Below are 2,545 nucleotides of genomic sequence, written 5' to 3' on the forward strand. Positions count from 1 at the left end.
GATTGCAGCACCAACGGCAGCATTGGCAGTAACTACAACAGTTACACCGATTAAATGTAATGCAAATGGAAGTGTAGTGGTTAATGTTACAGGTGGCTGGGGAGGAAATACCTATACCCTGACACAACCGGATGCTACTGTTTTAGGACCACAAGCAAGCAATACATTTACAAACCTGACTCAAGTAGGGCTTTACACAGCACGTGTTACCGATGCAAATAATTGTATCGTAACAGCTACATTTACTTTGACTACACCAACACCTCCGACGGCAAGCATTGCAGGTTCAGATTTATGCTATGATACGACCAACCAGGCAACACTAATAGTTACAGCTGCAGCAGGGGTTGGACCTTACCAATACAGTATTGACAATGGATTAAGTTATCAGTTGAGCAATACCTTTGCCAATGTAACGCCAGGGAATTATACCATAATTGTGAAAGATGCTTATGGATGTAAATCTGTAGGATTGGCAAAAACTATTGCTCCACAACTTACAGTCACTACGGTTTTGACCAAGGATTTAGATTGTAATACTCCACCAGCTGCCACAATTACGGGAACCATTACCGGAGGCTATACAGGATTTACGTATGCGGTATCTTTTAATGGCGGAACGGCCACTTCTTTAGGTGCGGTAACTGGAAGTACATTTACGTATAACACTACTACACCAGGAACGTATCAATTTCAAGTTACAGATGCGAATGGTTGTCCTGCACAATCAGGAGTAATTACTATAAACCCAATAGTTTCACCAGTTATAACTTCGATAACACAAACACAACAAATCTATTGTTTTGGAGACACTACAGGGGCAATTAAAGTTAATATTAACACTAGTTTTGGTACTGCTCCTTATGTTATTAATGTGGTTAAAGATAATTCTCTTTTACCGGGACCACCTCCTAACACCAATTATAATACCCAAACCTCCGGATTGCCTGCCGGTAATTATATTATTACCGTAACAGATGCGAAAGGGTGTACTGATATCGAAACAAAAACGATTTCAGAACCTGTTGTACTTACTACAGTTATTGCAAAAACAGATATAACTTGCTCAGGAGTGGTTGGAGGAGGGTCTTCTCTGGGTTCGATTTCTGCCACACCTTCTGGAGGCACAGGACCTTATACTTATTCTATAACTAATAATGTTGGAGCTGTGATTCCTCCACCAACTATTGCTGCGGGTGTTTATACCTTTAATATTATAAATTTTGGTATTTATGAATTAAGTTTTACCGATGCTAACGGTTGTACGAAAAAGGATATAATTAATATGGCCTCACCGCCTACGGATTTGATTATAAATACAACTCCGGGACCTCCATCATGCTCAACAGCTTCTATAATTGTAAGTGTAAATCCTGCATTTGTTGGAGGACCTTATCATTTTGCACTTTTTCCTATAATTTCAGGATCGACGCCACCGTATGACTATACATCAAATCCTGGATCGTATCAGAATGCTACTTCAGCGATACATACTGCACTTCCAGATTTGTATTTACAGTCAACTTTCAACGGATTGAATCCTGGTGTTGTTTATTCTTTTATTGTTTATGATGAATCAACACATTGTTATTTTTTTAAACAAGCAACAGCTCCAACCCAAACTACATCTACTTTAACGAGTACTGTTACTCCAAAAAATGTAACTTGTACGGGAATGGGTAATGGATCGGTTGATTTTACATTCACTGATACTTATCCTGTATCGACAGATGTTTCATATCAGGTATTTAACTCTCAAACAAACTTACCGACAGCAATACCGATTGGAACAGTTAGTGGTTTGACAGGTACATTTACTACCCCTATTATAAATATAGGATTATTAGCTCCTGGAACGTATTATATCTTATTTAAAGAGAGTAGTGGTGGTGCAAATAATGGGTGTACCAATGCCTCAACTACATTTACAATTACACAATCTGCCATAGCATTAACAGTAAATGCGACAATACTTGAGAATGAAAATTGTAATAAATTAGGTCAAGTTTCAGTTATTGCGCAAGGAGGTACTGCTGGTTATACGTATCAAGTTTTGCCATCATTGAGTCCTAAACCGGTTGCAACTGATTCAGGTTGGGTTAACACAAATACTTTTTCTCTTGCAGCTAATTCATATATTGCTTATGCTAAAGATGCTAATGGATGTATACAAGAGACGGTTCCATTTACTTTAAGTAAGGACCCAACGCCAGTCGTTTCGGCAGTTTTAAACAATCAATGTGCAGGAACTGAGGGTAATTTTGCGATAGATGTTACGGTAGCAACAGTGGGGATGGCACCTTATAGTTTTGCTATAGACGCAGGAGCCTTCCAAACGCAAACGGCACCCTTTACAGTATCTAATTTATCATCAGGAGCTCATAGTGTTGAGATAAAAGATGTTAATGGCTGTGGAAATAAAGTAAATCTAACAATTTTAGCACCATTAGGATTAACGCCAACAGTTACGGCATTGCCAAGTTGTGCGAACAATGATGGTGTGATTACTGTAAATGCTATAGGGGGATCAGTACCGGCAAATTAC

At 38.8% G+C, this 2,545-nt stretch carries 1 pseudogene; it reads left to right on the top strand.

The window, feature by feature from the left end:
* A pseudogene (locus tag ACNQGH_RS21785) lies at nt 1–2,545 on the top strand (T9SS type B sorting domain-containing protein); the annotation flags it as partial.

Source organism: Flavobacterium kochi, assembly GCF_048286715.1.
In the GTDB taxonomy this organism is placed as follows: domain Bacteria; phylum Bacteroidota; class Bacteroidia; order Flavobacteriales; family Flavobacteriaceae; genus Flavobacterium.